At 53.2% G+C, this 25,398-nt stretch carries 24 protein-coding genes and 1 other annotated feature; of the genes, 6 read left to right on the top strand and 18 right to left on the bottom strand.

Features of this window, described 5'->3' with window-relative positions:
• Positions 1-138 precede the first annotated feature (138 nt).
• The gene (gene rpsT / locus AAIG26_RS20090; protein ID WP_003856458.1) at positions 139-402 is read left to right on the top strand and encodes a 30S ribosomal protein S20; all 264 of its coding nucleotides are present in this window, start codon (positions 139-141) and stop codon (positions 400-402) included.
• A 47-nt stretch (positions 403-449) separates the two neighbouring features.
• On the opposite strand, the gene nhaR is transcribed toward rpsT, so the two are convergent.
• The 4 genes from nhaR to dnaK all read right to left on the bottom strand — a co-directional run bounded on the left by nhaR (position 450) and on the right by dnaK (position 5,844).
• Positions 450-1,349 carry a transcriptional activator NhaR gene (gene nhaR / locus AAIG26_RS20085; protein WP_313627954.1) on the bottom strand — a complete coding sequence of 300 codons (900 nt, stop codon included), beginning with the start codon at positions 1,347-1,349 and terminating at the stop codon, positions 450-452.
• Between the two features lie 21 nt (positions 1,350-1,370).
• Positions 1,371-2,534: a Na+/H+ antiporter NhaA gene (gene nhaA / locus AAIG26_RS20080; RefSeq protein WP_020456495.1), complete on the bottom strand. Its 1,164-nt coding sequence runs from the start codon at positions 2,532-2,534 to the stop codon at positions 1,371-1,373.
• Positions 2,535-2,699: 165 nt separating this feature from the next.
• A complete protein-coding gene (gene dnaJ, locus AAIG26_RS20075; protein WP_017457872.1) occupies positions 2,700-3,845 on the bottom strand; it encodes a molecular chaperone DnaJ in 1,146 nt (381 codons plus the stop codon).
• 85 nt (positions 3,846-3,930) lie between these two features.
• A complete protein-coding gene (dnaK, locus tag AAIG26_RS20070; RefSeq protein WP_343181333.1) occupies positions 3,931-5,844 on the bottom strand; it encodes a molecular chaperone DnaK in 1,914 nt (637 codons plus the stop codon).
• A 295-nt stretch (positions 5,845-6,139) separates the two neighbouring features.
• Here dnaK and satP point away from each other — a divergent pair, with 295 nt between their 5' ends.
• The gene (gene satP / locus AAIG26_RS20065; RefSeq protein WP_020456493.1) at positions 6,140-6,706 is read left to right on the top strand and encodes an acetate uptake transporter; all 567 of its coding nucleotides are present in this window, start codon (positions 6,140-6,142) and stop codon (positions 6,704-6,706) included.
• A gap of 43 nt (positions 6,707-6,749) precedes the next feature.
• Here satP and AAIG26_RS20060 read toward each other — a convergent pair whose 3' ends face one another.
• The 3 genes from AAIG26_RS20060 to tal all read right to left on the bottom strand — a co-directional run bounded on the left by AAIG26_RS20060 (position 6,750) and on the right by tal (position 9,832).
• A complete protein-coding gene (locus tag AAIG26_RS20060) occupies positions 6,750-8,057 on the bottom strand; it encodes an MFS transporter (RefSeq protein WP_313627951.1) in 1,308 nt (435 codons plus the stop codon).
• A gap of 126 nt (positions 8,058-8,183) precedes the next feature.
• Complete coding sequence (gene mog / locus AAIG26_RS20055; RefSeq protein WP_097406956.1) at positions 8,184-8,771, bottom strand: molybdopterin adenylyltransferase; 588 nt, start codon at positions 8,769-8,771, stop codon at positions 8,184-8,186.
• Between the two features lie 107 nt (positions 8,772-8,878).
• The gene (gene tal, locus AAIG26_RS20050; RefSeq protein ID WP_017457867.1) at positions 8,879-9,832 is read right to left on the bottom strand and encodes a transaldolase; all 954 of its coding nucleotides are present in this window, start codon (positions 9,830-9,832) and stop codon (positions 8,879-8,881) included.
• A gap of 295 nt (positions 9,833-10,127) precedes the next feature.
• Here tal and AAIG26_RS20045 point away from each other — a divergent pair, with 295 nt between their 5' ends.
• Both AAIG26_RS20045 and yaaA read left to right on the top strand, forming a co-directional pair.
• On the top strand, positions 10,128-11,558 hold the full coding sequence (locus tag AAIG26_RS20045) for a sodium:alanine symporter family protein (RefSeq protein ID WP_343181332.1): 1,431 nt from the start codon (positions 10,128-10,130) through the stop codon (positions 11,556-11,558).
• A gap of 80 nt (positions 11,559-11,638) precedes the next feature.
• The gene (gene yaaA, locus AAIG26_RS20040) at positions 11,639-12,412 is read left to right on the top strand and encodes a peroxide stress protein YaaA (protein WP_343181331.1); all 774 of its coding nucleotides are present in this window, start codon (positions 11,639-11,641) and stop codon (positions 12,410-12,412) included.
• A 42-nt stretch (positions 12,413-12,454) separates the two neighbouring features.
• Here yaaA and thrC read toward each other — a convergent pair whose 3' ends face one another.
• The 6 genes from thrC to yjjY all read right to left on the bottom strand — a co-directional run bounded on the left by thrC (position 12,455) and on the right by yjjY (position 18,723).
• Positions 12,455-13,741, bottom strand: a complete 1,287-nt coding sequence (gene thrC, locus AAIG26_RS20035) for a threonine synthase (RefSeq protein WP_020456488.1) — start codon at positions 13,739-13,741, stop codon at positions 12,455-12,457.
• 3 nt (positions 13,742-13,744) lie between these two features.
• On the bottom strand, positions 13,745-14,674 hold the full coding sequence (thrB, locus tag AAIG26_RS20030) for a homoserine kinase (protein WP_343181330.1): 930 nt from the start codon (positions 14,672-14,674) through the stop codon (positions 13,745-13,747).
• A gap of 1 nt (position 14,675) precedes the next feature.
• Positions 14,676-17,138, bottom strand: a complete 2,463-nt coding sequence (gene thrA / locus AAIG26_RS20025) for a bifunctional aspartate kinase/homoserine dehydrogenase I (protein ID WP_020456486.1) — start codon at positions 17,136-17,138, stop codon at positions 14,676-14,678.
• A 23-nt stretch (positions 17,139-17,161) separates the two neighbouring features.
• Positions 17,162-17,279, bottom strand: a sequence feature (Thr leader region).
• A complete protein-coding gene (gene thrL / locus AAIG26_RS20020; RefSeq protein ID WP_110093700.1) occupies positions 17,218-17,286 on the bottom strand; it encodes a thr operon leader peptide in 69 nt (22 codons plus the stop codon). Its footprint overlaps the feature before it by 62 nt.
• Positions 17,287-17,497: 211 nt before the next feature.
• Positions 17,498-18,184: a tRNA/rRNA methyltransferase gene (locus AAIG26_RS20015; RefSeq protein WP_343181329.1), complete on the bottom strand. Its 687-nt coding sequence runs from the start codon at positions 18,182-18,184 to the stop codon at positions 17,498-17,500.
• 398 nt (positions 18,185-18,582) lie between these two features.
• The gene (yjjY, locus tag AAIG26_RS20010) at positions 18,583-18,723 is read right to left on the bottom strand and encodes a protein YjjY (protein ID WP_086870418.1); all 141 of its coding nucleotides are present in this window, start codon (positions 18,721-18,723) and stop codon (positions 18,583-18,585) included.
• A gap of 94 nt (positions 18,724-18,817) precedes the next feature.
• Here yjjY and arcA point away from each other — a divergent pair, with 94 nt between their 5' ends.
• Positions 18,818-19,534 (top strand): two-component system response regulator ArcA, encoded by a 717-nt coding sequence (gene arcA, locus AAIG26_RS20005; RefSeq protein WP_003856501.1) that lies wholly within the window; start codon positions 18,818-18,820, stop codon positions 19,532-19,534.
• A 41-nt stretch (positions 19,535-19,575) separates the two neighbouring features.
• Here arcA and creD read toward each other — a convergent pair whose 3' ends face one another.
• Genes creD through creA form a run of 4 tightly spaced genes read right to left on the bottom strand, consistent with a single transcriptional unit; the run spans position 19,576 to position 23,605 of the window.
• Positions 19,576-20,949 carry a cell envelope integrity protein CreD gene (gene creD, locus AAIG26_RS20000; protein WP_343181328.1) on the bottom strand — a complete coding sequence of 458 codons (1,374 nt, stop codon included), beginning with the start codon at positions 20,947-20,949 and terminating at the stop codon, positions 19,576-19,578.
• A 57-nt stretch (positions 20,950-21,006) separates the two neighbouring features.
• Positions 21,007-22,431 (bottom strand): two-component system sensor histidine kinase CreC, encoded by a 1,425-nt coding sequence (creC, locus tag AAIG26_RS19995; protein WP_343181327.1) that lies wholly within the window; start codon positions 22,429-22,431, stop codon positions 21,007-21,009.
• The gene (gene creB, locus AAIG26_RS19990) at positions 22,431-23,126 is read right to left on the bottom strand and encodes a two-component system response regulator CreB (protein ID WP_020456482.1); all 696 of its coding nucleotides are present in this window, start codon (positions 23,124-23,126) and stop codon (positions 22,431-22,433) included. Before creB ends, creC begins: the two co-directional genes overlap by 1 nt.
• Before the next feature lie 5 nt (positions 23,127-23,131).
• Positions 23,132-23,605 (bottom strand): protein CreA, encoded by a 474-nt coding sequence (gene creA / locus AAIG26_RS19985; protein WP_020456481.1) that lies wholly within the window; start codon positions 23,603-23,605, stop codon positions 23,132-23,134.
• A gap of 214 nt (positions 23,606-23,819) precedes the next feature.
• Between creA and robA the strand changes: the two genes are divergently transcribed.
• Entirely contained in the window at positions 23,820-24,695 is an 876-nt protein-coding gene (robA, locus tag AAIG26_RS19980) for an MDR efflux pump AcrAB transcriptional activator RobA (protein ID WP_097406950.1), read from the top strand.
• On the opposite strand, the gene gpmB is transcribed toward robA, so the two are convergent.
• Positions 24,692-25,339, bottom strand: a complete 648-nt coding sequence (gene gpmB / locus AAIG26_RS19975; protein WP_020456479.1) for a 2,3-diphosphoglycerate-dependent phosphoglycerate mutase GpmB — start codon at positions 25,337-25,339, stop codon at positions 24,692-24,694. The two genes, robA and gpmB, sit on opposite strands and share 4 nt — an antisense overlap.
• Between the last annotated feature and the right edge of the window lie 59 nt (positions 25,340-25,398).

Here is a 25,398-nt window from a genome sequence, read left to right as displayed (position 1 = left end):
ATCCTGCGCCATCAATACGTAACGAGCGTTGTACTTTAACGGCGCTTATTTGCACAAATCCATTGACAAAAGAAGGCGAAAAGGGCATATTCCCCGGCCTTTGAATTGTCCATATAGATCATATTTGGGAGTTGGACCTTGGCTAATATCAAATCAGCTAAGAAGCGCGCCGTTCAGTCTGAAAAGGCTCGCAAGCACAACGCTAGCCGCCGTTCAATGATGCGTACTTTCATCAAGAAAGTATACGCAGCAATTGAAGCTGGCGACAAAGCCGCTGCGCAGAATGCATTTAACGAAATGCAACCGATCGTGGATCGTCAGGCCGCTAAAGGTCTGATCCACAAAAACAAAGCAGCGCGTCATAAGGCTAACCTGACCGCGCAGATCAACAAACTGGCTTAATCGCTACGTTGTTGGCTTTGTGAAAAAACCCGCTTCGGCGGGTTTTTTTATTTCTGCGCTGGCGTAAAAAGCGCGGCGTAATCCCGATTGCAGATGCGTTGTACCGCCGGATGCTGAATCATCCGTTCAGCAAAAATGGCGTGGTACTCCTCCATCACGTTTTCCACCCGACCGATTTCTACCATGCGATCGTCAGCATAGAAGTCATCCGCATATAACGTCGGAGCAACAAAAATGGCGTTATGCGCCGCGCCAAAGGCTTTCATCAGGGCCGCATCATCAAACTCACCCAATATTTCTACCTGCAATCCCTGCGCGTTAAACCAGTTCAGCAGCTTACGACCAAGCATTGAACGTCGCCCAGGTATTAACAGGCGTCTTTCTTCCAGGCAAGCCGGAAACGGTTTTTTGAGCGTCGAATCACTGCACCAGAAACTGACGCTGCACTCGCCAATTTTTACTGAAAACAGCCCTTCCTGCTGCGTGGAATCGATAGGACAGTCGGAGATAATCATATCAAGCTGATGCTGGCTCAACTGTTCCAGCAGCAATTCATGGGTGGATTCAAAACAGCGTAAGTGAATCTGCTCCCCTTCCTGTACAACCGCATCGAGAATACCGCTTACCAGCCTTTTCGAGAGCGCATCGGCGACGCCGACATCAAACAGCAGGTTCGACTCTTTGCGGTAGTTAATGATGTCGAGCATCTCCTGGCTCAGGGTAAACATTTTGTCGGCGTAACGGAAAACCAGCGCGCCCAGCTCTGTGGGTTCCAGTCCCCTTCCTTTACGCTTGAAAAGCTTGCCCTGTAAGCGATCTTCGAGCGCTTTGATCTGCCCGGTGATAGTTTGTGGCGTCAGGAAGAGCGCCTCCGCCGCACCAACGACGGAGCCTTCCCGATAGACATGCCAGAAGTAATAGAGATGATTGTAATTTATGTACGACATCGCCCTTTGTCCTGCTCGCCGTCAGGTACGAATAATGCGTGTACGCAGCAGACAATAACCGGTTACCGCAGAGAGAATCGAACCCGTCAGGATCCCAAGCTTGCTCCAGGCAACCATCTCCGCATGCGCGTCGCCAAAGGCCAGCGAGGAGATAAATATCGACATGGTAAAGCCGATACCGCACAGCACGCCGACCGCCATAATCTGTTTGAACACTGCGCCCTGCGGTAACCTCGCCAGCTTCAAACGCAGCGCCAGCCAGCAAAACAGCGAGATCCCAAGCGGTTTGCCAATAACAAGACCGGCAATAATGCCCAACGGCAACACATCTCCCAGCCCGGACAGCGACATTCCATGTAATGAGACACCCGCGTTCGCAAACGCGAACAACGGCAGGATCAGCCAGCCAACCCACGGGTTAATCGCGTCCACAAGTTGATGGAGAGGAGAGACACCTTTTTCTTCACGCAGTGGGACAAAGAAACCGACAACCACACCCGCGAGGGTCGCATGCACACCGGATTTCAGCACCGCTGTCCACAAGACAACGCCAACCAGCATGTAAAGGCCAATACGTCGGATATTCAACGCATTCATGATAGCAAGGACAACAATCGCGCCAGCGGCAACGCCCAGCGCCAGTGTTGAGAGGTCGCTGGTATAGAACAACGCGATAATAATAATCGCGCCCAGATCATCAATGATCGCCAGCGCCATCAAAAACACTTTTAGCACGGGCGGAACCCGGTTGCCTAATAACGCCAGCACCCCGAGAGCAAAGGCGATATCGGTTGCGGTTGGAATGGCCCAACCATGGCTCGCCAGGGGGTTATCGTGGTTAAACAGCAAAAAGATCAGCGCCGGCGCCACCATGCCGCCGAGTGCAGCAATTACCGGGAATACAGCCTGCTGGCGGCTGGCGAGCGTGCCCTGAACCAGTTCATATTTCACCTCCAGACCGACCATCAGGAAAAAGATTGCCATCAACGCATCGTTGATCCACAGCAGCATATCTTTTTTGATCTCCAGCGAGCCGACTTTTAGCTCAACAGGTGTTTGCAGAAAAGAGCTGTATAAATCCTGCGTAGCACCGAGGTTGGCGCAGAGCATCGCCAGCGCCGCCGCAATGATCAGCACAATGCCACCCGAGGCATCGCTGCTAAAGAAGCGTTGCAATAATTTCATCTTGTTCTCCGATCCCTGTAACGTCGTGGCGGCTATCTTACTCCCCTCTAATCCTCGACAAAATCAGATTATTGTTGCTGATAAACTCTCTTTTTCCGAGCAATTGAAAAGCGGATAAAAAAAGCCCGGCAGAAGCCGGGCCTGATAACGCATCATGAAGAAGGCTTAACGGGTTAAATCATCAAAGAATTTCTTCACGCCGTCGAAAAAGCTTTTGGAACGCGGGCTATTATTTTCGCCTGTCGGGCCGCCAAAGCTATCCTGCAGATCTTTCAGCAGCTGTTTCTGCTTGTCGTTCAGGCCGACCGGCGTTTCTACAACCACGCGACACAGCAAATCGCCCTGTGCGCCGCCGCGAACGGATTTCACCCCTTTGCCGCGCATACGGAACAGTTTGCCCGTCTGGGTTTCGGTCGGTACTTTCAGCTTCACACGACCATCCAGCGTCGGTACTTCGATTTCACCGCCCAGCGCCGCCATGGCAAAGTTGATCGGCACTTCGCAGTACAAGTTGTTGCCTTCACGTTCAAAGATCGGGTGCTGTTTTACTTGCACCTGAACGTACAGATCGCCTGCCGGTGCACCGTGTTCACCCGCTTCACCTTCACCACTCAGACGAATGCGATCGCCAGTATCTACGCCTGCCGGGATTTTAACGGACAGGGTTTTGGATTTTTCGACGCGGCCATGACCATGACATTTGTTGCATGGATCTTTAATCAGCGTACCCCGACCCTGACAGTGCGGACAGGTCTGCTGCACGGCAAAAAAGCCCTGGCGCATCTGTACCTGGCCAGAACCGTGACAGGTCGGACAGGTCTGCGGCTGCGTACCCGCTTTCGCGCCGCTGCCGTGGCACACGTCACACTCTTCAAGTGTAGGAATACGGATCTCTTTCGTGACGCCGCGAACGGCTTCTTCCAGCGTCAAATCCATGTTGTAGCGCAAATCCGCGCCGCGCGCCGCGCGCTGACGACCACGGCCACCGCCGAAAATATCGCCAAACACGTCGCCGAAAATATCGCTGAAGTCCGCGCCGCCGCCAAAACCGCCGCCGCCGAACCCACCACCGCCCATGCCGCCTTGTTCAAACGCCGCATGGCCGTACTGATCGTAAGCCGCACGTTTTTGGGCATCGGTCAGGACTTCGTAGGCTTCTTTAATTTCTTTGAATTTAGCTTCGGCCTCTTTATCGCCCTGGTTGCGGTCCGGGTGATATTTCATGGCCAGGCGTTTGTACGCCTTTTTGATTTCACGCTCTTCCGCTGTTTTCGGAACGCCTAAAATCTCGTAATAGTCTTGCTTCGCCATCGGTTTATCTGCCCCTTAACATACGAGCACGGGCGTGGAGAAAACCCCGACGCCCGTGCTGGTTATCTACCCTGCATCAGGGCGATTATTTTTTGTCTTTTACTTCTTCAAACTCGGCGTCAACAACATCGTCGTCTTTCGCGTTGTTCGCAGAAGCATCAGCGCCCGCCTGCTGTTGCGCGTGCTGTTGCTGTGCGATTTCCAGCAGTTTCTGGGAAGCCTGCGCCAGCGTCTGCATTTTCGCTTCGATGTCAGCCTTGTCTTCGCCTTTCAGCGCCGTTTCCAGCTCGCTCAGCGCTGCGTCGATAGCAGTTTTGTCGTCCGCCGGTAGTTTATCGCCTGCTTCTTCAACCTGCTTACGGGTGCTGTGCAGCAGATGGTCTGCCTGGTTACGGGTCTGCACCAGTTCTTCAAATTTACGGTCAGCTTCAGCGTTTGCTTCAGCATCGCGTACCATTTTCTGGATTTCATCTTCGTTCAGACCAGAAGAAGCCTTGATGGTGATCTTCTGCTCGCGGTTGGTATTTTTGTCTTTTGCAGACACGTGCAAAATACCATCGGCGTCGATGTCGAAGGTAACTTCAATCTGCGGCATACCGCGCGGTGCCGGGTTGATACCATCGAGGTTGAACTGACCCAGCGATTTGTTATCAGACGCACGTTTACGCTCACCCTGCAGCACATGGATGGTTACCGCAGACTGGTTGTCTTCCGCAGTAGAGAACACCTGGCTGTGCTTGGTCGGGATAGTGGTGTTTTTGTTGATCAGCGCAGTCATCACGCCGCCCATGGTTTCGATACCCAGCGACAGCGGGGTAACGTCCAGCAGCAGAACGTCTTTCACTTCACCAGTCAGAACACCGCCCTGCACCGCAGCACCGATAGCAACGGCTTCGTCCGGGTTAACGTCTTTACGCGGCTCTTTACCGAAGAACTCGGCCACTTTTTTCTGCACCATCGGCATACGCGTCTGGCCACCGACCAGGATCACGTCGTTGATGTCAGATACGGACAGACCCGCATCCTGCAGCGCAACTTTCAGCGGCTCGATGGAACGGTTAACCAGGTCTTCAACCAGGCTTTCCAGTTTGGCGCGAGTCACTTTGATGTTCATGTGTTTCGGACCAGTCGCATCTGCAGTGATATACGGCAGGTTCACGTCAGTCTGCTGCGCGGAAGAGAGCTCAATTTTCGCTTTTTCTGCCGCTTCTTTCAGACGCTGCATCGCCAGCGGATCGTTACGCAGATCGATACCCTGATCTTTCTTGAACTCTTCTACCAGGTAGTTGATCAGACGGCTGTCGAAGTCTTCACCACCCAGGTGGGTATCACCGTTGGTTGCCAGAACTTCGAAGGTTTTTTCGCCATCAACTTCATCGATTTCGATGATAGAGATATCGAAAGTACCGCCACCCAGGTCATATACCGCGATAGTACGGTTGCCGGTTTCTTTATCCAGACCGTACGCCAGCGCTGCCGCTGTCGGTTCGTTGATAATACGTTTAACTTCCAGACCTGCGATACGACCGGCGTCTTTGGTTGCCTGACGCTGCGCATCGTTAAAGTAAGCCGGAACGGTGATAACAGCTTCAGTTACCGGTTCACCCAGGTAATCTTCAGCGGTTTTCTTCATTTTTTTCAGCACTTCCGCAGAAATCTGCGGCGGCGCCATTTTGGTGCCTTTTACATCAATCCACGCATCGCCGTTGTCGGCTGCGATGATTTTGTACGGCATGATAGATTCGTCACGCTGGACTTCCTCGTCCTGGAAGCGACGGCCAATCAGGCGTTTGATCGCAAACAAAGTGTTTTGCGGGTTCGTCACTGCCTGACGTTTAGCCGGCTGACCTACCAGAGTTTCGCCATCCTGTGTATAAGCGATAATAGAAGGCGTGGTGCGATCGCCTTCGGCGTTCTCCAGCACACGAGCCTGAGCGCCATCCATAATGGCTACACAAGAGTTGGTTGTCCCAAGGTCGATACCAATAATTTTACCCATCTAAACGTCTCCACTAAAAATTCGTCATCATGTGGTTGTGAACCTGTAATAAGGGCGAAACGTGCGGTTTCAACTACCCTGTATTGTTTTTTTTCAGGCTCACACACTGCGGTTGACTACAAGATGGGGTCGCAAGCTCGCGCATCAAGGGGGAGCGGTAAAAAATTTTTTAATTTACACCTGTTCAGATCATAGACAGGTTCAATGGCGCTATTTATGATGCCGCGCCCCGCCTCCTCAATACCGACGCGGGGCTTTCATTTTCCCTTTTCATATTGATTTATTTTGAGGAATTATGGGCAACACTAAGTTGGCTAATCCGGCTCCGCTGGGCTTAATGGGCTTCGGCATGACCACTATTCTGCTTAACCTGCACAATATTGGTTTGTTCCCGATGGATGTCATTATCCTGGCGATGGGCATTTTCTATGGTGGTATCGCACAAATTTTTGCCGGTCTGCTTGAGTATAAAAAAGGCAACACCTTCGGTTTAACTGCGTTCACCTCCTACGGCTCTTTCTGGTTGACGCTGGTAGCGATTCTGCTGTTCCCGAAAATGGGGCTGGCAGAAGCAACCAACGGCCATTTCCTGGGCGTTTATTTAGGCATCTGGGGCGTATTCACACTGTTTATGTTCTTCGGCACGCTGAAAGGCGCACGCGCACTGCAATTCGTCTTCCTGAGCCTGACGGTGCTGTTCGCGCTGCTGGCAATTGGCCACCTGGCTGATAACGAAGGCATTGTTCACGTTGCAGGCTGGATCGGTCTGGTATGTGGTGCCAGCGCAATCTATCTGGCGATGGGCGAAGTGCTGAACGAACAGTTCGAACGCACTGTGCTGCCAATTGGCGAGAAGCACTAATTTCTATGGATAAAACAAAACGGAGCCATTTGGCTCCGTTTTTTTATGATTGCTGTACCGCGCCTTCAGTCACGTTATCCTGGTGATGAAGATCCTGACGCAGCAAAATCCCCAATCCCAGGCCAAGCAGCGACAGCGCCAGCACATACCATGCGGGAGCCATCGGCGAAACGCCCATCAGCATCGTAACGGCAATCGGCGTCAGTCCACCGAAAATGGCATACGACACGTTATACGAGAATGAAATACCGGTGAAACGCACCTCTGCCGGGAAGGCACGCACCATTACGTAGGGCACCGCGCCCACCACGCCAACGCACAGCCCCACCACGCCATACAAAAGAAACAGCTGCTCAGGGTGGCTGCCGACCAGGTGATAGAAAAACCAGCTGGAACAGGCCAGCAGAATGCTGCCAACAATAAAAGTACGACTGGCACCAAATTTGTCCACCAGCAGTCCGGCAGCAAGACAACCCAAACAGAGCATCACAGTGGCGATACTGTTCGCCTGCAACGTCAGCGCTGGCGCGAAACCATACTGTTTTTGTAACCAAACCGGCGACATCAGGATCACCACCACAATCCCGGCGGACAACAGCCAGGTCAGCAGCATCGAAACCACCACCGCTTTTTTATGTTTCATTACCACGGATTTGACCGGCAACTCCTGCGCCAACGCTTTTCGCTGCTGGAGCTCAAGGAAAATCGGCGTTTCCTGTAACCAGCGACGCAAGTACATGGCCACCAGACCAAACGCCCCGCCCAACAGGAATGGAATACGCCAGCCGCCATCGTGAATAGCCTGCTGCGTCATGCTGGTGTTTACCAGCGTGGCGACTACAGAGCCGAGCAAAATGCCTACCGTCAGCCCCGCGGTTAACGTCCCGCAGGCAATACCAATGCGGCGAGCCGGAACATGTTCGGCCACAAAAACCCAGGCGCCAGGCACTTCACCACCAATCGCCGCGCCTTGCAGCACACGCATTAACAGCAGCAGCAACGGCGCAACAATGCCCATCGAGGCATAGGTCGGCAGCAAACCAATCGCCAGCGTCGGCAGCGCCATTAGCAGGATACTGAGCGTAAACATCTTCTTGCGCCCGACCAAATCGCCAAAGTGCGCCATCACAATGCCGCCGAGCGGACGAGCCAAGTAACCTGCGGCAAAAATGCCAAAAGTCTGCACCTGGCGCAGCCATTCCGGGATATCAGCAGGGAAAAAGAGTTCACCGACAACGGCGGCAAAGAAGACGAAAATGATGAAATCATAAAACTCCAGCGCGCCACCCAGCGCGGCTAGCGTCAGCGTTTTATAGTCTTGTCTGTTCAGAGGGCGTGTATAAGTTGACATAGCAAACCGTTTGTAAAGAGGAAGTGTTAATTTAATTATTACGGATACTGTAAATTAAAAATTACTATACCGTAAATAAATTAACACTCCATAGACGGCACTGCTTATCTCAGAAAAGAATCTTTTTTAGGATAAAATTTCACGCCTCGCGCTCTTAGGCCTAAAAGATGCTACAACTTGCGGATCTGTCTCGACGTATGGCCCGTCCAGCAACTGTACACAATACGGTACACTGGCAAAAATACCTGGCACTTTCACTGTACCATCTTCATCTTTAAGCCCTTCCAGCGTCTCTTTTATGGATTTCGGCTGGCCGGGCAAATTGAGGATCAGCGCCTGCTTGCGGATCACACCGACCTGGCGGGAAAGGATCGCGGTCGGCACAAAATTGAGGCTGATTTGCCGCATCTGTTCGCCAAACCCGGGCATTTCGCGATCGGCTACCGCCAGCGTCGCATCCGGCGTTACATCGCGGCGCGCAGGCCCGGTTCCGCCAGTGGTCAGCACCAGATGGCAACTCATTTCATCCACCAGCTCGCACAGGGTTTGTTCGATAATGCTTTGCTCATCCGGGATCAGGCGAGTTTCAATCTGAAAAGGGGTTGTCAGGGCGCTCGCCAGCCACGCTTCCAGTGCGGGCAAACCTTTGTCCTGATAAACGCCGCTGGAGGCGCGATCGGAAACCGAAACTAAACCAATGCGTAGTGTGTCCATATTCATTCCGTGCAAAAAAACAATTTAACGAAATGATACACGCTGAGGGGAAAGGCAAACAGAGCAGAGAGAAGAAGCGTGACCGGGAACCCGGCCACGCCTGATGATTACAGCAGATCGCCGATCATTTTTTCCAGTTTTTCCTGGTCAACGGCAAACTTACGGATACCGTCCGCCAGTTTATCAACCGCCATCGGATCCTGGTTGTGCTGCCACAGGAATTCCGCTTCGGTGATGCGCTCAGGACGCGCTTTCACTTCGCCGGTGTAAGCGAGTTTACGTTCAATGGTGCCCGCGCTTTCAGACAGCTCTTTCAGCAGTGCCGGCGCGATGGTCAGACGGTCGCAGCCCGCCAGTTCAATAATTTCACCGGTGTTACGGAAACTTGCGCCCATTACCACGGTTTCGTAACCGTGCTGTTTGTAGTACTGGTAGATTTCCGTAACGGAAACCACACCCGGATCTTCTGCCGGTGCGTACTCTTTCTTGTCGGTATTGGCTTTGTACCAGTCGAGAATACGGCCAACGAACGGAGAGATCAGGAACACGCCCGCTTCAGCACATGCGCGCGCCTGTGCAAAGGAGAACAGCAGCGTCAGGTTACAGTTGATACCTTCTTTTTCCAGCTGTTCTGCAGCGCGGATGCCCTGCCAGGTGGACGCCAGTTTGATTAGGATACGATCGTTGCTGATACCCGCATCGTTGTACATTTTGATCAGGCGTTTTGCTTTCGCGATGGACGCGTCGGTGTCGTAAGAGAGACGCGCATCCACTTCGGTGGAGATACGGCCAGGGATCAGTTTGAGGATTTCCAGACCGATATTCACTGCCAGTCGGTCTGTTGCATCAACAACCTGCTGCGCACGATCGCTGCTCTGGCTACGCGCCCAGGTCACGGCGTCGTCAATCAGTTTGCGGTATTCAGGGATTTGGGCAGCCCCAAGAATCAGAGAAGGGTTAGTTGTTGCATCCTGCGGCTGGTACAGCTTCATTGCCGCGATATCTCCGGTATCAGCCACGACTGTGGTGTACTGACGCAGGGAGGTCAATTTATCCGTCATGATAATATTTCTCTTTAAACGATACCCTAATACTCCACGCTAAGACCGACGACGCGTTGCTGCGCCTGGCGCATTAACGCAGCCAGCGCACCTCAACGAGAAGTATGACGAGTATACTTGTTAGGGGGATGTAACCGGTCTGCCCATGATGATAACACGACGCCTTGCCAGCGCAACCGCAGACAATGCTCTGAAAATTGTATGGTAAACTCACTTAATTAGTTGCCTGCGAAGTGATGCGTACACTCCTGTAGCCACGCCCCAGGCCCCCCCGGCATCAACAAGAGGAATGTTAATGCCTGAATTTTTCTCATTCATCAGTGAAATCCTTTGGGGTTCATTGATGGTTTACCTGCTGGCTGCGGCAGGTATCTGGTTTGCGTTCCGCAGCCGGTTTGTCCCCTTCCGTTTCATTCGCGATTTTGGCCAAAGTCTGAAAAGCAGCCGAGTTGCACAGCCTGGTGCGCTCTCGTCGTATCAGGCGTTATGCCTGAGCCTTGCGACAAGGCTCGGCAGCGGTAACCTGGCGGGCGTGGCGTTTGCACTGACCACCGGCGGCCCTGGAGCGATTTTCTGGATGTGGATTTCCGCCATCATTGGCATGGTCATTAGCTTTGCCGAATGTTCGCTGGCGCAATTGTACAAAGAGCGTGATGACAATCAGCAACTACGCGGCGGCCCGGCATGGTATATGGAACGCGGGCTGGGCATGCGCTGGATGGGCGTGCTGTTCTCCATCTTTTTGTTGCTCGCCTACGGTCTGGTGTTTAACACCATTCAATCCACGGCGATGGCACAAGCCGCGCGTTATGCGTGGAACGTGCCCGGGTTTATCAGTGGGATCGTGCTTGCTGCGTGTGCTTTTCTGTTCATGCTCAAAGGGCTTAACAACGTTGCGCGCTTGATGCAGTGGATGGTGCCGGTAATGGCACTGGCCTGGATTGTCGTGAGTTTTGGCGTAAGCCTGTGGCATGCCAATCTGCTGCCTGCGGTTCTTGTGAACATTGTCAAAAGCGCTTTTGGCTGGCAGGAAGCGGCAAGCGGAACCATGGCTTACACCCTGAGCCAGGCCATCACCAGCGGTTTTCAACGTAGCATGCTCGCTAATGAAGCGGGTATGGGATCGTCCCCCAACGCCGCCGCCACTGCCGCATCATGGCCACCACACCCTGTCGCCCAGGGTTTTGTGCAGATGATTGGCGTCGTGACAGATACTTTTCTGGTCTGTACCGCCAGCGCGTTTATTCTGCTGCTCGCGGGAAATGCGCCAGCTACAGGCGCGATCGGCGGAACGCAATTGATGCAGCAGGCGATGGTGTCACTGACAGGAAGCTGGGGCGCGGGGTTCGTTGCCGCCATCGTGGCGCTGTTTGCATTTACGTCGATTGTGGCGAACTACACCTACGCGGAAAACAACCTGATCTTTTTGCGCCGTAATAGCGCAAGGAATATCTGGTTACTGCGCACAGCTGTTTTGCTGATGGTGCTAATGGGCTCGTTTTTCAGCCTGCCGCTAATCTGGCACGTCGCCGACGTGATGATGGCGTTGATGGCTATTACCAACCTGACCGCGATCCTGTTGCTTTCGCCAGTGGTGAGACTGCTGGCGCGTGATTACCAGCGCCAGCGTAAACTTGGCGTCATGCCGGTCTTTGATCCGAAGCGCTACCCGGAGATCAAACGCCAGCTGGCGCCGGGGTGCTGGGATGACATTCCCCGTTCGTAGCGCTAATCGCAACTATCGATCAAGTCTGTTGGTTTTTTTGCTAAAGTCAGCGGAAATTTCTCGCACAGCAAGGACTGAGTATGCTGATTTTGATTTCACCTGCTAAAACGCTCGATTACCAAAGCCCGCTGGCGACCACGCGCTTCACCCAGCCGGAACTGCTGGATCACGCCCAGCAATTGATTAAGACCGCCCGCAAACTCTCTGCGCCGCAAATCAAAGCGCTGATGGGCATCAGCGATAAGCTCGCCGATCTTAACGCGACCCGCTTTCACGACTGGCAGCCTGATTTCACCCCGGAAAATGCGCGCCAGGCGATTCTGGCCTTCAAAGGCGACGTCTACACCGGTCTGCAGGCGGAAACCTTCAGCGGGGCGGATTTCGACTTTGCGCAGCAGCATCTGCGCATGCTTTCCGGGTTATACGGCGTGCTGCGCCCGCTGGATCTGATGCAACCTTACCGGCTGGAGATGGGCATCCGGCTGGAGAACGCCAAAGGTAAGGATCTGTATCAATTCTGGGGCGATATCATTACCCACAAACTCAACGACGCCATTGCCGCCCAGGGCGACGATATTGTTATCAACCTGGCCTCTGACGAATATTTCCGCTCGGTCAAAACCCAGAAACTGAAAGCCAGGGTAATTAAACCTGTGTTCCTTGATGAGAAGAATGGCAAGTTTAAGGTCATAAGCTTCTACGCCAAAAAAGCGCGTGGGTTGATGAGCCGCTACATCATTGAGCAGCGTTTGACGAAACCGGAGCAGTTAGCGGGGTTTGATAGCGAAGGGTATTTTTTTGATGAAGAAGCGTCCGCGCAGGACGAAATGGTGTTTAAGCGTCACGAGCAGTAAGCGTTATGTTTCCCCTGCCAGCAGGCAGGGGAAACAGAGACATTACGCTTTGCTCATCATCAACTGACGCAGGGCGGAGAAATCCGCAGGCAACTGATGCGAAAGCAGTGGTAAGTCAGCGCGATCGGCCAGCTCTTTTGGCAGCGGCAAGGTTTCTCCCAGAATCTCCTCAACACTTTCTTTGAACTTCGCCGGATGCGCGGTACCGAGGAACAGGCCGTACTCGCCCGGTTGCAGTTGATCGCGCAGCGCACGGTAAGCGATGGCAGCATGCGGTTCAGAAATATAGCCCTTGCCTTTCAGCTCGCGGATCGTGGCTTTCGTGGTTTCGTCATCCACCGCTGCATAACCCAGCTCGTTTAAGCGCCAGATCTTACGACGGAACAACTCTTCGACACGCGGCCAGTTATTCGGCTGGCTCACATCCATCGCATTCGACAATGTCGCCTGCGTCGCTTTAGGCTGCCATTGCCCCTCTTTCAGGAAGCGCGGAACCGTGTCATTGGCGTTGGTGGCGGCGATAAAACGCTTGATCGGCAGCCCCAGAGATTTCGCCAGCAAACCGGCGGTCAGATCACCGAAGTTACCGCTCGGCACGGAAACCACCAGTTGATTGCGTGCTTCCTGCGGCAGTTGTGCAACCGCTTCAAAGTAATAACAAATCTGTGCCAGCAGACGGCTGATGTTGATCGAGTTTGCCGAGTTCAAGCCCAGTGCCGTTTTCAGCTCTTCATCATCGAATGCCTGTTTAACCAGTGCCTGGCAGGCATCGAAATCCGCATCGATAGCGACAGTTTCGATATTGCCGCCCAATGTACAGAACAGTTTTTCCTGCAGCGGGCTGATTTTGCCCTGCGGATAGAGGATCACCACACGCACGTTCTTCATTCCGTAGAAGGCATGTGCCACCGCAGCGCCCGTATCGCCAGACGTCGCCGTGAGAATGGTCACCGGTTTGTCGCCGCTGATAGCACTCAGCATCTGCGCCATAAAACGCCCGCCGAAATCTTTAAATGCCAGCGTAGGTCCGTGGAAAAGCTCCAGGCAGCCAACGTCGCTCTCCACCGGTTTTACCGGCGCAGGGAAAGCAAACGCGGCACGCACGCGGGCTTCCAGCGCATCCTCAGGAATTTCATCGCCAATAAACGCCGCAAGGATTTTCGCACTGCGGGTGACGAAATCCTGCGCCAGCATCTCATCGACCTCGGTCAGGTTAAATTCCGGCAGATCGTGCGGGAAGAACAGCCCCTGATTTTTGCCAAGCCCCTGGGTGACGGCCTGCGCAAAGCTGACCTGTTCGTTATGATCTTTTAAGTTGTAAAGTTTCATTGGTTATCCCACTACGCGAGCGCCCGCCGTGTCCAGCCGGCAAATATGAACGAAGCCTTCCTGATTTTGCAGATAGTGCTTGCCGAGCCAGTCGGCAACGCGCTGAGCGGTATCCTGCTTGTCGCACAAGGCAAACAGCGTTGGTCCGGAACCCGAGATCCCGCAGGCCAGCGCGCCAATATCCGCCACTGCTTTACGTGCTTCCGCAAACCCCGGCAGCAATTTCATGCGGTACGGTTCGGCAATCACATCTTTCATTAATTTTGCTGCCAGCGCAGGCTGACGGCTGTAGCAAGCATGGATAAAGCCCGCCAGGTGGCGACCATGAGCAATGCAATCCTGGCGGCGATATTGCGCTGGCAGGATCGCGCGCGCTTCGGCTGTCGAGACTTTAATGCCTGGATACGCCAAAATCCACAGCCACTCATCAAAGCCTGGCACCTGCTGGCTGATAATGCCGCTTTCCTCGATCATCAATTGCATGCCGCCGAGGTAGCAAGGCGCGACGTTATCGTAATGCACGCTACCGGAAATACGCCCTTCCAGCTCGCCCATCAGCGCCAGCATGCGTGTTTCGTTCAGCGGCTTACCGCAGAACTCATTCATGGCGACCAGCGCCGCGACCACCGAACAAGCGCTGGAGCCGAGCCCCGAGCCTATCGGCATGTTTTTTTCCAGCGTCATCGCGACGGGAACCTGCTTGCCGATCTCCTGACAAAACAGTTCCCAGCACTGATAAACGATATTTTCTTTCGGCTCAGTCGGTAATTTACTGGCGAAGCGGCCCACATTCTTCAGGCTGAAATGATCGGCTGCTTCCACACTGACATTATCGCCCAACAATGTGCCATCCACAGGCGTAACCGCCGCGCCAAGCACATCAAAACCCACGCTCATATTGGCACTGGAGGCCGGAGCATACACCTTCACCATCTCAGACTCCTAACTTCCAGGACAGGGTGCGCAGCAGGTCGGCGAACACGCCCGCTGCCGTCACATCATTACCCGCGCCATATCCGCGCAGCACCAGCGGTAACGGCTGGTAATAATGGCTGTAGAACGCCAGCGCGTTCTCGCCGTTTTTCACTTTGAACAGCGGATCGTTGCCATCAACAGCCGCGATTTTCACCCGGCAAGTGCCATCTTCTTCAATGTTGCCGACATAACGCAGCACCTTACCTTCATCGCGCGCTTTTGCGACTCGCGCGGCAAAATCATCATCCAGCTCCGGCAGACGCGCCATGAAACTCTCAACATCGCCTGAATCGTCAAAACTCGCCGGCAACACCGGTTCGATGACGATATCCGACAACTCCAGTTCACGACCGGTTTCGCGCGCCAGAATCAGCAGCTTACGCGCCACATCCATACCGGAGAGATCATCCCGCGGATCCGGCTCGGTGTAGCCCATTTCACGGGCAAGATGCGTTGCCGCCGACAGGCTCACCCCTTCATCGAGCTTGCCGAAAATAAACGACAAGGAACCGGAAAGAATACCGGAGAAATGCTGCAGCTCGTCCCCGGCGTTCAGCAGGTTTTGCAGGTTTTCAATCACCGGCAAGCCCGCACCAACGTTAGTGTCGTACAGGAATTTACGCCGCGATTTTTCCGCCGCGCGACGCAACTGGTGGTAATAATCCAGCGATGAGGTGTTGGCTTTTTTATTCGGCGTCACAACGTGGAAACCTTCTCGCAGGAAATCCGCATACTGGTCAGCCACCGCCTGGCTGGAAGTACAGTCAACAATTACCGGGTTCAGCAGGTGATACTCTTTCACCAGGCGAATCAGGCGGCCCAGGTTAAACGGCTCTTTGGCTTGTGCCATTTCCGCTTGCCAGTTATCCAGATTCAGGCCGTGAACATTAGTTAGCAGCGCTTTCGAGTTCGCCACACCACAAACACGCAGGTCAATATGTTTGTTTTTCAGCCATGTTTGCTGGCGCTTAAGCTGTTCCAGCAGCGCACCGCCGACACCGCCGACGCCAATCACAAACACCTCGATCACCTGGTCGGTGTTAAACAGCATCTGGTGCGTGACGCGCACGCCAGTGGTGGCATCATCGTTGCTAACGACTACGGAGATTGAGCGTTCGGAGGAGCCCTGAGCAATCGCCACAATATTAATATTTGCGCGCGCCAGCGCCGCAAAAAACTTCGCCGAAATCCCGCGCAATGTGCGCATACCGTCGCCGACAACAGAGATGATCGCCAGACGTTCCATTACCGCCAGCGGTTCCAGCAGGCCTTCTTTCAATTCCAGATAGAACTCTTCGCTCATCGCACGCTGGGCACGGGCGCAATCGGATTGCGGCACACAGAAGCTGATGCTGTATTCCGAGGACGACTGGGTGATCAACACAACGGAAATGCCGTTGCGCGACATCGCGGCAAACACACGTGCCGCCATGCCGACCATGCCCTTCATCCCCGGACCGGAGACGCTGAACATCGCCATGTTATTCAGATTCGAAATGCCTTTTACCGGCAGACCATCTTCATCAGAGGTTGCGCCAATCAGCGTACCCGGTGCTTGCGGGTTTCCGGTGTTTTTGATCAGGCAAGGAATTTGAAACTGTGCGATGGGGGTGATGGTACGGGGGTGAAGAACTTTGGCGCCGAAGTAGGAAAGCTCCATGGCTTCCTGGTACGACATCGACTTGAGCAACCTGGCGTCTGGCACCTGGCGCGGGTCGCAAGTATAAACGCCGTCGACATCGGTCCAGATCTCACAACAATCTGCGCGCAGACAGGCCGCGAGTACGGCAGCAGAATAGTCGGAACCGTTACGCCCAAGCACCACCAGTTCACCCTTTTCATTCCCGGCGGTGAAACCAGCCATCAGCACCATATGATCCGCAGGAATACGGCTGGCGGCGATACGGCGAGTAGATTCAGCGATATCGACCGTTGATTCAAGGTAATGGCCGACCGCGAGCAATTTCTCAACCGGATCGATAACGCTGACTTTATGACCGCGCGCTTCCAGTAACCCCGCCATGATGGCGATGGAGAGTTTCTCACCACGGCAAATTAACGCCGCGTTAATGCTGTCCGGGCACTGGCCGAGCAGGCTGATACCATGCAGAACGTGTTTGATCTGCGCGAACTCTTGTTCAACAAAAGCTTTTAATTGTGCGAGGGGAAAGCCCGGTTGCGCATCCGCCAGCCCTTGCAGCAGGTCGGCGAAGATACGCTCGGCGTCGCTAATGTTCGGAATCGCATCCTGGCCGCCGATCGTTTTTTCGATCATTGCCACCAGATGGTTAGTAATTTTCGCCGGGGCAGAAAGCACGGTGGCCACCTGCCCCTGCCTGGCATTACTTTCCAGGATATCGGCAACACGCAGAAAACGCTCCGCATTTGCCACTGATGTACCGCCGAACTTCAACACTCGCATGGTTTACCCCTTAATCTCCGGTCGAAAAAAAAGCCCGCACTGTTCAGGTGCGGGCTTTTTTCTGTGTTTCCTGTACGCGTCAGCCCGCACCGTTACCTGTGGTAATGGTGATGGTTGTAATTGTGGTAATGGTGCTGATGCGTTTCATGGATGTTGTGTGCTCTGTAATCATTATCTGTCTGTGCTGTATGCCTATATTGGTTAAAGTATCTGCCTGCTCAAGTCAATTTATTTTTATTTTTCGCCCTTTTGCCGTTATTCCCGGCTGCGCTGGAACAGACGTCACTTTCAACCTATTAGGATCATTCTCGTCATATATCGCAGTGACTTTAACTATAAAAAAACGTTATGTCAGCGATTTACTCGGCGAGTTTTTTTTCGATATCGTGCAGCAAACGATGCAACATTGCAGTGTCACGTTGTTCCAGCAGACCAAGACGCTGATCGAGCCAGTCGGCCATTTTAATGTCATCCGCCACGCCTAATTTTTCCAGTAATCCGCGAGTTCGCAAACGCAGCGCCTGCAACTGATTACCGTCAACCGGGGCTGCCTCTTTCGGAGTATGTTGCATTAAAGATGCTAATTGATAGCAGAAAACCATCACCGCCTGGCCGAGATTAAGTGAAGGATAATCCGCTACCATCGAAACACCCGTTAAAATATCTGCCAACGCCAGCTCTTCATTGGTAAGCCCGGAATCCTCACGGCCAAACACCAGCGCAGCGCTACTCAACCACGTGCTTTTCTCTTGTAACAAGGGAACCAGTTCCGCTGGTGTCGCGTAGTAATGGAATTTCGCCCGGCTGCGCGCCGTGGTGGCGATGGTAAAGGGAATATCCACCAGCGCATCGGCAAGGGTTGCATAAGTTTTAATATTATCAAGGATATCGCCCGAGCCGTGCGCCACGCGGCGCGCGCCTTCTTGCAAGTGCGCCTCGCTATCAACGATACGCAAATCACTAAACCCCATGGTCTTCATAGCGCGGGCAGCGGCACCGACATTTTCCGCTCGCGCGGGGGACACAAGAACAACAGCCAATTGCATTTTACTTTCTCTTCTTCCTGAGACCACGGGGAAATGTGACCTTTGTCATCATACTACGCGGTGCGAATTTACAATTATGTAACACAAATCACTGATTTAGCCCTTGTCTACGGTTAAAAAAAGCTAAACTATTTATCAGCGATATTACCTGCTAAGATGTTAACAGAAGGGACTTATCCCTATGTTTATTCATGGCATTTTAATACAGAATTTCCCACTTGTATTGGATTCGCCCTGTTTATCAATTAATATGCGCAACTAGTTGGTTTATTGAAAAATTGTAAGAAACGCTAGCATTTGGCTATCAAGATTTCTCCAAACTGTTAACGTGCTACAATTGAACTTGATATATGTCAACGAAGCGTAGTTTTATTGGGTGTCATTTACGTCTTAGCCTGTTATGTTGCTGTTAAAATGGTTAGGATGACAGCCGTTTTTGACACTGTCGGGTTCAGAGGGAAAGTGCCCACGACCAAGCTAATGATGTTGTTGACGTTGATGGAAAGTGCATCAAGAACGCAATTACGTACTTTAGTCATGTTACGCCGTCATGTTAATTTTCGACATGCACCAGGCTGGTCAGGGACTTTTGTACTTCCTGTTTCGATTTAGTTGGCAATTTAGGTAGCAAACATGCAGACCCCGCACATTCTTATTGTTGAAGACGAGTTGGTAACACGCAACACGTTAAAAAGCATTTTCGAAGCAGAAGGCTACGATGTCTTTGAAGCGACAGATGGCGCTGAAATGCATCAAATTCTTTCTGAAAATGATATCAACCTGGTGATCATGGATATCAATCTGCCGGGTAAAAACGGTCTTTTGCTGGCGCGTGAATTACGTGAGCAGGCGAATGTCGCGCTGATGTTCCTGACGGGCCGTGATAACGAAGTCGATAAGATTCTGGGCCTTGAAATTGGTGCCGACGACTACATCACCAAACCGTTTAACCCACGCGAACTGACTATTCGCGCGCGCAACCTGCTGTCCCGTACCATGAATCTGGGCACGGTCAGCGAAGAACGCCGCAGCGTTGACAGCTACAAATTCAACGGCTGGGAACTGGATATCAATAGCCGTTCACTGATTAGCCCGAACGGCGAGCAGTATAAGCTGCCGCGCAGCGAATTCCGCGCGATGCTGCACTTCTGCGAAAATCCAGGCAAAATCCAGTCTCGTGCGGAGTTGCTGAAAAAAATGACCGGCCGTGAACTGAAGCCACACGATCGTACGGTCGACGTGACTATCCGCCGTATTCGTAAACATTTCGAATCGACGCCGGATACCCCGGAAATCATCGCCACCATTCACGGTGAAGGTTACCGCTTCTGCGGTGATTTGCAGGAATAAGACAGAATAATGATAAAAAAGCGGCGCAAAGCGCCGCTTTTTTATTTCCAGATGCGTAATTCTTCGTCACGCACTGATTGCGGTATTTTCTTCACCGAACCAGAAAGCGCATACCAGTCGATCTTGCGCGTCAGCATCATCACAGCGCTCAAGGCGATAAACAGAACACCGGTGCCGAGCAACAGCGCATTATCTTCGGAGTTCAACAGGCTCCACATCACCGCATCAAGCACTAACAGCGCGATACTAAACGACAAACCCGCACGCCAGCTTTTCAATACGCCCTGTAAATAGACACCGTTCAGCAGTGCACCGAGCAGGCTGGCAACCCCCCAGGCAATGGTGAAACCGGTATGTTCAGAAAGCGCCAGCAGCACCAGGTAGAACATCACCAGCGATAACCCCACCAGCAAATATTGCATCGGATGCATCTGCCGCGCAGTTAAACTCTCAAAAACGAAAAACGCCAGATAAGTCAATACGATCAGCAAAATCGCGTATTTAACCGCTCTGTCGGTCAACTGGTACTGATCGGCAGGTGTGGCGATGTTGACGCTGAAAGCAGGCAATTCCCAACTTTTGCTGGCAGACAGCACCCCGGCAGTACGCATTTTGCTGTCCAGATTGTTGGCAAACCAGCTACTTTGCCAGTGCGCCTGAAAACCACTGGCACTCACCGTGCGTTTTTCCGGCAGAAAATCGCCCATAAAACCCGGATGCGGCCAGTCGCCATTCAGTGTCATCTCGCTATTTCGCCCCAGCGGCACCACGGAAAAATCACCGGTTCCGCTCAAACTAAACGCCATAGTCAGCTTCAGCGATTGCTGCAAATTCGCCGTCGACAACGGCATATGCACACCCTGCAGATCGCTTGCCAGCCCGGTTCCTGGTTCAACGCTGAGTGTCTCGCCATTCAACCTGGTGGTACGCAACTGGCCAATACCGCGCGAATCACTCAACGCTAAAACTAGAAATGGCTCGCCAAGGGAGGTATTTTCATCGGCTTTGATATCCAGCCGCTTTGGGTCGAATTCCGCGTTGATCTCAATGTCGTTGTGCCAGATTTGTCCATCATAAATGCCAATCTTGCGGGTTTCGACCTGCTGTTTGCCGTTAACCATCAGCGATTCTGGCAACCAAAAACGAAGATAACTTTGTTTACGCCGCACCTCTTTGGGGGCCTCGTTGTCGTTAGCTTTTTCCAGGGAAACCACCGTTTCAGTCACGGGGATGGCGATCAACGGCCCGACCAATTTTTGACGGCCAGCGCTGCTCTGGCGCAGCGTATCCGTCACATCGTTACGATAATTCGCACGTTCGCCAATTAAGCCGCTCAGCAGCGTCAGCGGGATAAGCAGAACACAAAGACAACCTGGCAGCGTTACCATTTTCCAGAACAGGGGGGATTTCAACATAGCCTTCTCCTTAGTGATACGCGCAGAGTAGTGAGACTATGTGTGAAGGATTTGAAATTATGTGAAGTGTGGGTGAAGTGTCAGCCGGGCTTCGCAACCCCCTTGCGGACGGTTCAGAACGCGAATATCACCATGATGCAGCCGCGCGACTTCCTGGACAAACGCCAGCCCCAGCCCACTGCTTTTTTGCCCGTCGGCTCGCGGCAGCGAGTAGAAGCGTTCAAAAACGCGCTGCAGTGCATAATCCGGGATACCTGAACCGCTGTCGCTGACCGTTAACACCAGCGCGTCAGCTTCCTGGCTGGCGCGTAACGCCACCACACCGCCAGGCGGCGTAAAATCAATGGCGTTATCGAGTAAATTACCCAACGCCTGGGCCAGCAGTTCGCTATCCCCTGCTGCCACAGCATCAGCAGCGTCAATCTGCAGAGTTAAGCCTTTCGCCGACAACACCACACTGCGTTGTTCCTGTAGCTGGCGAAAAAGCATACCGACATCCACTGCCGCAAACGCAATTTCCAGCCGGTTTTCCAGTTTCGCCTGGTGTAACAACTTCTCAACCAGGTTCTGCATGCGGCTATTTTGCGTAAGAATGTTGTCGGTAAAACGCGCCACGACGTCTGGCGGCGGCCCTTCGCGCAGGATCTCCGCCGCGCCGCGAATGGCTGCCAGCGGGCTTTTCAGTTCATGCGTCAGGGTGTAAACATACTGTTCGATATAATTTTTGCCTTCCAGTTTCACACGCATACTTTCCAGCGCCTGCGCCAGTTTACGCAGCTCACTGCTTCCTAAATCGGGTAAAGGAACCGGACGGTTTTCGGTAACGGAATCAGCGTAGCGCGCCAGCTTGCCAATAGAGCGATTGATCCACCAGACCATGACTGCACCAATGAGCAACGCAATGCCCAGCAGCGCGCCGCCGGCCCATAAGATGCGTCGCTCGCTGCGTTTAATCACCGGATCCATCGCGCTGTTTGGCTTACCCACGCTGATTACACCGATAATGCGGCCTTGATCGGTCACCGGGGCGGCAACATACATCACCGTACTCTGCGGGTTACTGGCATCCGCCAGCGAGCTACGTGCACCGTAATTCCCGCGCAGCGTCAGCCAGACATCATTCCAGCGTGAGTAATCCTGACCCAGCGCCTTTCCTGACGAATCAAACACCACGCGCCCGGTGCTGTCGGTCATGTAGACGTGATACTCATTGCGAACTTTATGGATCCCGCTGATATGCGCATTGATTGGCTGGTGATTTAACGTCGAGAAAGCCTGCGCCAGGCGCCCATCCTGCGCGTGACCAGAGCGTAAATCTTCGCGAGCCAGCTCCGCCAGCAGCGTCGCGGTATCAATAAGCGTACCTTCAGTGGCGCGTCGTACACCGGGTTTGATCTCTTGAACAAAGATCGACAGCACGAACCATGCGGCAACTGCCACGATCAGGAAATACCCCAGCAACAGGCGCATGCCAATGCGCATCAGCGGATCCCCAGGCTGTAGCCCATACCGCGATGCGTATTGATAGGAGTAAGTTCAGCATTGATGGCGCGTAGCTTGGCGCGCAAGGTCTTGATATGAGTATCGACGGTGCGGTCGAAACTCTCCTGAGCATCGCTCCAGACTTGATCCATCAATTGCTGGCGAGAAAAAACACGTCCTGGTGCCAACAGTAAGGTTTTCAACAACAGAAATTCGTAGCGGGTCAGCAGCAGCGTTTCGCCGCACCAGCGAATAATCGCGGCATCCTCGTCCAACTCAAACTGGCCGATTCGCCGCATTTCGTTGTGAAGAGATGCCTTTTGCAACCTGCGCAACACCGTGCGCACCCTGGCGCATACTTCACGCGGTGAGAAGGGCTTGGCAATGTAATCATCCGCCCCCATCTCCAGCCCCAGCAGCTTGTCGACCTCATCGCTGCGCGCGGTAAGAAACAGCACCGGCAACGCGGGCGCGCGCGCCAGTAGCCGACGACAAAGTTCAAAACCGCTGATATCCGGCAGGCCGACGTCCAGAATCGCCAGCTCAGGCAGACGATGCTGCGCCGCATCCAGCACCGGCAACCCCCGCTCAAACGCGGTGACGGCAAAACCGTCCTGCTGCAACATGTAAATCAACGTTTCAGCGATGCTGGCTTCATCCTCTACCAGCCAGATCTGCGGTTGCGGCGTAGACATTGGGCTTATTTACTCCAGGGAATAATGGGTACCGCGCTTAAGGCGTTTTTCGGCGATCCTTCGACTACTTTATCGGAATAAGCTAAATATGCCAGTGTGTTACGTTTCGCGTCATAGAAACGCACCACCTGCAATTTCTTGAAGACTAACGATGTTCGTTTCTGGAAAACCACATCGCCCTGCGCCTTACCGTTTTTGATTTTATCGCTCAACTCAACCGGACCAACCTGCTGGCAAGAGATAGCCGCGTCAGACGTATCTTCCGCCAGCCCCAGCCCCCCCTTGATACCACCGGTTTTCGCCCGGCTGATGTAACAGGTGACATTTTTCACATCAGGATCATCAAACGCTTCGACCACAATTTTGTGATCCGGCCCAAACATTTTAAACACGGTATCTACGGAACCAATTTGTTCTGCATGTGCAGAGCCCAGCGTGGCCAACACTAATGCAGGAAGGATTAACTTTGTATATTTCATATTGTTACCATTTTTGAATATTACGTTGAGCAACTATTCAGCTTTTAAATGAGAAACTGTTTGCAGATCACTAATTTACAAAATTTATGATGAAAATCAGTCACAATGCGTATTTGTGCACAAAAAAAACACCGAATGCTAAACACCTCAAAACCCGTTATTATCCGTTGCCTGGTATCAGGCGTTAATGCTGTTTTAAGGAAGAGGATATTGTATGGATCAGGCTGGGATCATTCGCGACTTACTTTCCTGGCTGGAAAGCCATCTGGATCAGCCGCTCGCTTTGGATAATGTGGCGGCAAAAGCGGGCTATTCCAAGTGGCACCTGCAAAGGATGTTTAAAGACGTGACCGGTCATGCCATCGGCGCTTACATTCGCGCGCGTCGTCTGTCAAAATCCGCCGTTGCTCTGCGCCTGACTGCCCGCCCCATTCTGGATATTGCACTGCAATACCGCTTTGATTCGCAACAGACCTTCACCCGCGCTTTCAAAAAACAGTTTGCTGTCACCCCTGCGCTCTATCGCCGTTCACCAGACTGGAGCGCGTTTGGCATTCGCCCGCCGATGCGTCTTGGCGAATTTACCATGCCAAAACATGATTTTGTCACCCTGCCACCAATGCATCTTATTGGCACCACCCAGAGCTACACCTGCGCGCTGGAGGAGATCTCCGATTTCCGTAATCAAATGCGCATTCAGTTCTGGCGGGAATTTTTGAGCAATTCACCGAAAATTCCACCGGAAATGTATGGCCTGCACGAGCCGCGCCCGAGTCTGGAAAAAGATGACGAACAGGAAGTGTTTTACACCACAGCGCTAACGCCGGAGATGGCGAACGGCTATCTGAGCAACGCGCAGCCGGTGTTGCTGGAAGGCGGCGACTACATCTCCTTCGCCTATGAAGGTTCACCGCACGGTTTTCAGGATTTCATCCTGACCGTTTACGGAACGTGCATGCCGATGCTTAATCTCACGCGCCGTAAAGGCCAGGATATTGAGCATTTTTACCCGCAGCATGAAGAGCCGCGCGAAGACGGCGAGCCGCCAGCGCACATCCGCTGCGAGTATCTGGTGCCCATTCGCCGTTAACGCTGCAACTCATCCAGCGCTGGGGCGTCCAGATGCGAGACGTCTCCTGCGGTTTCCACCACCCAGCCGGAAGCCAGCCACGGACTTTGTTGATAATCAATACGGGAAATGGAGCAGTTGCGCAGGCGCAGGCGGCGTTCTGCATAAGCCGGCAGCCCAAGGATCGTGCTCACCAGGCAGCCCAGCGCCATACCGTGGCTAACCAGCAACGGGCGGCTTCCTTCGGGAAGCTCCAGGCAGGTTGCCAGCGCCGCGTGCATACGGTCGCTTAACTCCTGCATCGATTCACCATCGGGAATGCGGCCATCGGCCGTGCCATTCACCAGTTGGCGACGCCAGCTCTCTTCTTCTTCGGTCAGGGAATCGATATGACGGCGTTCCAGCACGCCCATGTCCAGCTCGCGTAAACGCGGCTCAAAGGTGATATCGCAACCGCAGACTTCAGCGATGATCTCAGCCGTCCGGCGGGTTCGGCCCAGGTCGCTGGCAATAACGTGGGTAATGCCCAGCGCTTTTGCGCGCTCAGCCACCTGCCACGCCTGCTTCTCCCCTTTTTCGGTTAACGGACTGTCTGACTGGCCTTGAATACGACGCTCGGCGTTCCACTGCGTTTCACCGTGGCGAACAAGGTATACCTGTAACATGCTTTTTTATCCATTATACTGCGATGAATTTATTATCTGAGGAAGGTCTCTGTCCGGGG

Source organism: Kosakonia sp. PSU_27 (genome assembly GCF_039409795.1).
Taxonomy (GTDB): domain Bacteria; phylum Pseudomonadota; class Gammaproteobacteria; order Enterobacterales; family Enterobacteriaceae; genus Kosakonia.
Note: the sequence above shows the minus strand (reverse complement) of the source record. Positions and strands in the feature narration are given on the sequence as shown.

Coding starts and splice junctions, on each gene's coding strand:
- nhaR (WP_313627954.1), bottom strand. CDS start 1,349: ATGTCGTACATAAATTACAATCATCTCTATTACTTCTGGCATGTCTAT.
- AAIG26_RS20045 (WP_343181332.1), top strand. CDS start 10,128: ATGCCTGAATTTTTCTCATTCATCAGTGAAATCCTTTGGGGTTCATTG.
- arcA (WP_003856501.1), top strand. CDS start 18,818: ATGCAGACCCCGCACATTCTTATTGTTGAAGACGAGTTGGTAACACGC.
- mog (WP_097406956.1), bottom strand. CDS start 8,771: ATGGACACACTACGCATTGGTTTAGTTTCGGTTTCCGATCGCGCCTCC.
- dnaJ (WP_017457872.1), bottom strand. CDS start 3,845: ATGGCGAAGCAAGACTATTACGAGATTTTAGGCGTTCCGAAAACAGCG.
- dnaK (WP_343181333.1), bottom strand. CDS start 5,844: ATGGGTAAAATTATTGGTATCGACCTTGGGACAACCAACTCTTGTGTA.
- creB (WP_020456482.1), bottom strand. CDS start 23,126: ATGTCTACGCCGCAACCGCAGATCTGGCTGGTAGAGGATGAAGCCAGC.
- robA (WP_097406950.1), top strand. CDS start 23,820: ATGGATCAGGCTGGGATCATTCGCGACTTACTTTCCTGGCTGGAAAGC.
- creA (WP_020456481.1), bottom strand. CDS start 23,605: ATGAAATATACAAAGTTAATCCTTCCTGCATTAGTGTTGGCCACGCTG.
- thrC (WP_020456488.1), bottom strand. CDS start 13,741: ATGAAACTTTACAACTTAAAAGATCATAACGAACAGGTCAGCTTTGCG.
- thrB (WP_343181330.1), bottom strand. CDS start 14,674: ATGGTGAAGGTGTATGCTCCGGCCTCCAGTGCCAATATGAGCGTGGGT.
- yaaA (WP_343181331.1), top strand. CDS start 11,639: ATGCTGATTTTGATTTCACCTGCTAAAACGCTCGATTACCAAAGCCCG.
- satP (WP_020456493.1), top strand. CDS start 6,140: ATGGGCAACACTAAGTTGGCTAATCCGGCTCCGCTGGGCTTAATGGGC.
- tal (WP_017457867.1), bottom strand. CDS start 9,832: ATGACGGATAAATTGACCTCCCTGCGTCAGTACACCACAGTCGTGGCT.
- yjjY (WP_086870418.1), bottom strand. CDS start 18,723: ATGACTAAAGTACGTAATTGCGTTCTTGATGCACTTTCCATCAACGTC.
- thrA (WP_020456486.1), bottom strand. CDS start 17,138: ATGCGAGTGTTGAAGTTCGGCGGTACATCAGTGGCAAATGCGGAGCGT.
- creC (WP_343181327.1), bottom strand. CDS start 22,431: ATGCGCATTGGCATGCGCCTGTTGCTGGGGTATTTCCTGATCGTGGCA.
- nhaA (WP_020456495.1), bottom strand. CDS start 2,534: ATGAAATTATTGCAACGCTTCTTTAGCAGCGATGCCTCGGGTGGCATT.
- creD (WP_343181328.1), bottom strand. CDS start 20,949: ATGTTGAAATCCCCCCTGTTCTGGAAAATGGTAACGCTGCCAGGTTGT.
- gpmB (WP_020456479.1), bottom strand. CDS start 25,339: ATGTTACAGGTATACCTTGTTCGCCACGGTGAAACGCAGTGGAACGCC.
- AAIG26_RS20060 (WP_313627951.1), bottom strand. CDS start 8,057: ATGTCAACTTATACACGCCCTCTGAACAGACAAGACTATAAAACGCTG.
- AAIG26_RS20015 (WP_343181329.1), bottom strand. CDS start 18,184: ATGCAATTGGCTGTTGTTCTTGTGTCCCCCGCGCGAGCGGAAAATGTC.